The sequence below is a fragment of the Streptococcus sp. oral taxon 431 genome (assembly GCF_023110115.1).
In the GTDB taxonomy this organism is placed as follows: domain Bacteria; phylum Bacillota; class Bacilli; order Lactobacillales; family Streptococcaceae; genus Streptococcus.
This window is the reverse complement of sequence record NZ_JALDVP010000013.1, coordinates 1-5,175: the sequence shown is the minus strand read 5'-3', so window position 1 is coordinate 5,175 and position 5,175 is coordinate 1. Positions and strand designations below refer to the sequence as shown.

Genomic DNA, 5,175 nt, shown 5'->3' with positions numbered 1-5,175 from the left:
AGCTAAGCGACTTCCATATCTCACAGGGGGCAACCCCCAACTACTTCCGGCGTTCTAGGGCTTAACTTCTGTGTTCGGCATGGGTACAGGTGTATCTCCTAGGCTATCGTCACTTAACTCTGAGTAATACCTACTCAAAATTGAATATCTATCAAATTCCAAGAAAACCTTCGCTTTCATATTCTCAGTTACTTTGGATAAGTCCTCGAGCTATTAGTATTAGTCCGCTACATGTGTCGCCACACTTCCACTTCTAACCTATCTACCTGATCATCTCTCAGGGCTCTTACTGATATAAAATCATGGGAAATCTCATCTTGAGGTGGGTTTCACACTTAGATGCTTTCAGCGTTTATCCCTTCCCTACATAGCTACCCAGCGATGCCTTTGGCAAGACAACTGGTACACCAGCGGTAAGTCCACTCTGGTCCTCTCGTACTAGGAGCAGATCCTCTCAAATTTCCTACGCCCGCGACGGATAGGGACCGAACTGTCTCACGACGTTCTGAACCCAGCTCGCGTGCCGCTTTAATGGGCGAACAGCCCAACCCTTGGGACCGACTACAGCCCCAGGATGCGACGAGCCGACATCGAGGTGCCAAACCTCCCCGTCGATGTGAACTCTTGGGGGAGATAAGCCTGTTATCCCCAGGGTAGCTTTTATCCGTTGAGCGATGGCCCTTCCATACGGAACCACCGGATCACTAAGCCCGACTTTCGTCCCTGCTCGAGTTGTAGCTCTCGCAGTCAAGCTCCCTTATACCTTTACACTCTGCGAATGATTTCCAACCATTCTGAGGGAACCTTTGGGCGCCTCCGTTACCTTTTAGGAGGCGACCGCCCCAGTCAAACTGCCCGTCAGACACTGTCTCCGATAGGGATCACCTATCCGGGTTAGAGTGGCCATAACACAAGGGTAGTATCCCAACATCGTCTCCTTCGAAACTGGCGTCCCGATCTCATAGACTCCTACCTATCCTGTACATGTGGTACAGACACTCAATATCAAACTGCAGTAAAGCTCCATGGGGTCTTTCCGTCCTGTCGCGGGTAACCTGCATCTTCACAGGTACTAAAATTTCACCGAGTCTCTCGTTGAGACAGTGCCCAAATCATTACGCCTTTCGTGCGGGTCGGAACTTACCCGACAAGGAATTTCGCTACCTTAGGACCGTTATAGTTACGGCCGCCGTTTACTGGGGCTTCAATTCATACCTTCGGATTACTCCTAAGCACTCCTCTTAACCTTCCAGCACCGGGCAGGCGTCACCCCCTATACATCATCTTACGATTTAGCAGAGAGCTGTGTTTTTGATAAACAGTTGCTTGGGCCTATTCACTGCGGCTGACGTAAAGTCAGCACCCCTTCTCCCGAAGTTACGGGGTCATTTTGCCGAGTTCCTTAACGAGAGTTCTCTCGCTCACCTGAGGCTACTCGCCTCGACTACCTGTGTCGGTTTGCGGTACGGGTAGAGTATGTTTAAACGCTAGAAGCTTTTCTTGGCAGTGTGACGTCACTAACTTCGCTACTAAACTTCGCTCCCCATCACAGCTCAATGTTATAGAATTAAGCATTTAACTCAATTCACACCTCACTGCTTAGACAGACACTTCCAATCGTCTGCTTTAGTTAGCCTACTGCGTCCCTCCATCACTACATACTCTAGTACAGGAATATCAACCTGTTGTCCATCGGATACACCTTTCGGTCTCTCCTTAGGTCCCGACTAACCCAGGGCGGACGAGCCTTCCCCTGGAAACCTTAGTCTTACGGTGGACAGGATTCTCACCTGTCTTTCGCTACTCATACCGGCATTCTCACTTCTATGCGTTCCAGCGCTCCTCACGGTACACCTTCTCCACACATAGAACGCTCTCCTACCATACCTATAAAGGTATCCACAGCTTCGGTAAATTGTTTTAGCCCCGGTACATTTTCGGCGCAGGGTCACTCGACTAGTGAGCTATTACGCACTCTTTGAATGAATAGCTGCTTCTAAGCTAACATCCTAGTTGTCTGTGCAACCCCACATCCTTTTCCACTTAACAATTATTTTGGGACCTTAGCTGGTGGTCTGGGCTGTTTCCCTTTCGACTACGGATCTTAGCACTCGCAGTCTGACTGCCGACCATAATTCATTGGCATTCGGAGTTTATCTGAGATTGGTAATCCGGGATGGACCCCTCACCCAAACAGTGCTCTACCTCCAAGAATCTTGATGTCGACGCTAGCCCTAAAGCTATTTCGGAGAGAACCAGCTATCTCCAAGTTCGTTTGGAATTTCTCCGCTACCCACAAGTCATCCAAGCACTTTTCAACGTGCCCTGGTTCGGTCCTCCAGTGCGTCTTACCGCACCTTCAACCTGCTCATGGGTAGGTCACATGGTTTCGGGTCTACGACATAATACTAAAGCGCCCTATTCAGACTCGGTTTCCCTACGGCTCCGTCTCTTCAACTTAACCTCGCATCATATCGTAACTCGCCGGTTCATTCTACAAAAGGCACGCTCTCACCCATTAACGGGCTCGAACTTGTTGTAGGCACACGGTTTCAGGTTCTATTTCACTCCCCTCCCGGGGTGCTTTTCACCTTTCCCTCACGGTACTGGTTCACTATCGGTCACTAGGGAGTATTTAGGGTTGGGAGATGGTCCTCCCAGATTCCGACGAGATTTCACGTGTCTCGCCGTACTCAGGATACTGCTAGGTACAAAGACTATTTTAAATACGAGGCTCTCACTCTCTTTGGCTGACCTTCCCATGTCATTCTTCTATAGTCTTTGAGTCCACATTGCAGTCCTACAACCCCGAAGAGTAAACTCTTCGGTTTGCCCTCCTGCCGTTTCGCTCGCCGCTACTAAGGCAATCGCTTTTGCTTTCTCTTCCTGCAGCTACTTAGATGTTTCAGTTCACTGCGTCTTCCTCCTCATATCCTTAACAGATATGGGTAACAGGTAGTACCTGTTGGGTTCCCCCATTCGGAAATCCCTGGATCATCGCTTACTTACAGCTACCCAAGGCATATCGTCGTTTGTCACGTCCTTCTTCGGCTCCTAGTGCCAAGGCATCCACCGTGCGCCCTTATTAACTTAACCTTATTTTTTTGACCTTTCAGTCATAAACTCTTATTAATACTACAGCGTTTTCGGTTTATTTTCTTGTTACTATTTGATATAGATATTCAATTTTCAATGTGCATTACTTGGTGATCTCTCACCAATGGAGCCTAGCGGGATCGAACCGCTGACCTCCTGCGTGCAAAGCAGGCGCTCTCCCAGCTGAGCTAAGGCCCCACAAGACCTCTCAAGACTAAACAAGACCAATGTGCATTCCTTATCCTTAGAAAGGAGGTGATCCAGCCGCACCTTCCGATACGGCTACCTTGTTACGACTTCACCCCAATCATCTATCCCACCTTAGGCGGCTGGCTCCTAAAAGGTTACCTCACCGACTTCGGGTGTTACAAACTCTCGTGGTGTGACGGGCGGTGTGTACAAGGCCCGGGAACGTATTCACCGCGGCGTGCTGATCCGCGATTACTAGCGATTCCGACTTCATGTAGGCGAGTTGCAGCCTACAATCCGAACTGAGATTGGCTTTAAGAGATTAGCTTGCCGTCACCGGCTTGCGACTCGTTGTACCAACCATTGTAGCACGTGTGTAGCCCAGGTCATAAGGGGCATGATGATTTGACGTCATCCCCACCTTCCTCCGGTTTATTACCGGCAGTCTCGCTAGAGTGCCCAACTGAATGATGGCAACTAACAATAGGGGTTGCGCTCGTTGCGGGACTTAACCCAACATCTCACGACACGAGCTGACGACAACCATGCACCACCTGTCACCTCTGTCCCGAAGGAAAACTCTATCTCTAGAGCGGTCAGAGGGATGTCAAGACCTGGTAAGGTTCTTCGCGTTGCTTCGAATTAAACCACATGCTCCACCGCTTGTGCGGGCCCCCGTCAATTCCTTTGAGTTTCAACCTTGCGGTCGTACTCCCCAGGCGGAGTGCTTAATGCGTTAGCTACGGCACTAAACCCCGGAAAGGGTCTAACACCTAGCACTCATCGTTTACGGCGTGGACTACCAGGGTATCTAATCCTGTTTGCTCCCCACGCTTTCGAGCCTCAGCGTCAGTTACAAGCCAGAGAGCCGCTTTCGCCACCGGTGTTCCTCCATATATCTACGCATTTCACCGCTACACATGGAATTCCACTCTCCCCTCTTGCACTCAAGTTAAACAGTTTCCAAAGCGTACTATGGTTAAGCCACAGCCTTTAACTTCAGACTTATCTAACCGCCTGCGCTCGCTTTACGCCCAATAAATCCGGACAACGCTCGGGACCTACGTATTACCGCGGCTGCTGGCACGTAGTTAGCCGTCCCTTTCTGGTAAGATACCGTCACAGTGTGAACTTTCCACTCTCACACTCGTTCTTCTCTTACAACAGAGCTTTACGATCCGAAAACCTTCTTCACTCACGCGGCGTTGCTCGGTCAGACTTCCGTCCATTGCCGAAGATTCCCTACTGCTGCCTCCCGTAGGAGTCTGGGCCGTGTCTCAGTCCCAGTGTGGCCGATCACCCTCTCAGGTCGGCTATGTATCGTTGCCTTGGTGAGCCGTTACCTCACCAACTAGCTAATACAACGCAGGTCCATCTGGTAGTGGTGCATTTGCACCTTTCAAGCAGCTATCATGCGATATCTACTGTTATGCGGTATTAGCTATCGTTTCCAATAGTTATCCCCCGCTACCAGGCAGGTTACCTACGCGTTACTCACCCGTTCGCAACTCATCCGGAAAGAGCAAGCTCCTCCTTCAGCGTTCTACTTGCATGTATTAGGCACGCCGCCAGCGTTCGTCCTGAGCCAGGATCAAACTCTCATTAAAAGTTTGAGTTCTCACTCATTTCTGTCACTGACAGATTTATTGTTTTTTTCATTGTTCAGTACTATAACCTTAAGTTATAGTGCCCTGCACATTGGTTCGTCTTGTTCAGTTTTCAAAGGTCTTTGTCGCGCTTACGACAACTATATTAGTATATCACAGTCACTTTTCTCTGTCAACAGGTTTTTTTAACTTTTTTTAATTCCTATTTCCATCAACCGCGATACACTCATAGTCCGTACGGGATTCGAACCCGTGTTACCGCCGTGAAAAGGCGGTGTCTTAA

1 tRNA gene and 3 rRNA genes are annotated in these 5,175 nt (G+C 49.5%); all 4 read right to left on the bottom strand.

From position 1 onward, the window contains the following. Nucleotide 1: 1 nt before the first annotated feature. A 5S ribosomal RNA gene (rrf, locus tag M1F91_RS09090) occupies nucleotides 2–117 on the bottom strand. 76 nt (nucleotides 118–193) lie between these two features. After that, nucleotides 194–3,096 (bottom strand): 23S ribosomal RNA (locus M1F91_RS09085). Between the two features lie 125 nt (nucleotides 3,097–3,221). After that, a tRNA-Ala gene (locus tag M1F91_RS09080) sits at nucleotides 3,222–3,294 on the bottom strand. A 50-nt stretch (nucleotides 3,295–3,344) separates the two neighbouring features. Continuing rightward, nucleotides 3,345–4,892, bottom strand: a 16S ribosomal RNA gene (locus tag M1F91_RS09075). The 16S, 23S and 5S rRNA genes sit together here with 1 tRNA gene alongside, the layout of an rRNA operon. Nucleotides 4,893–5,175 lie beyond the last annotated feature (283 nt).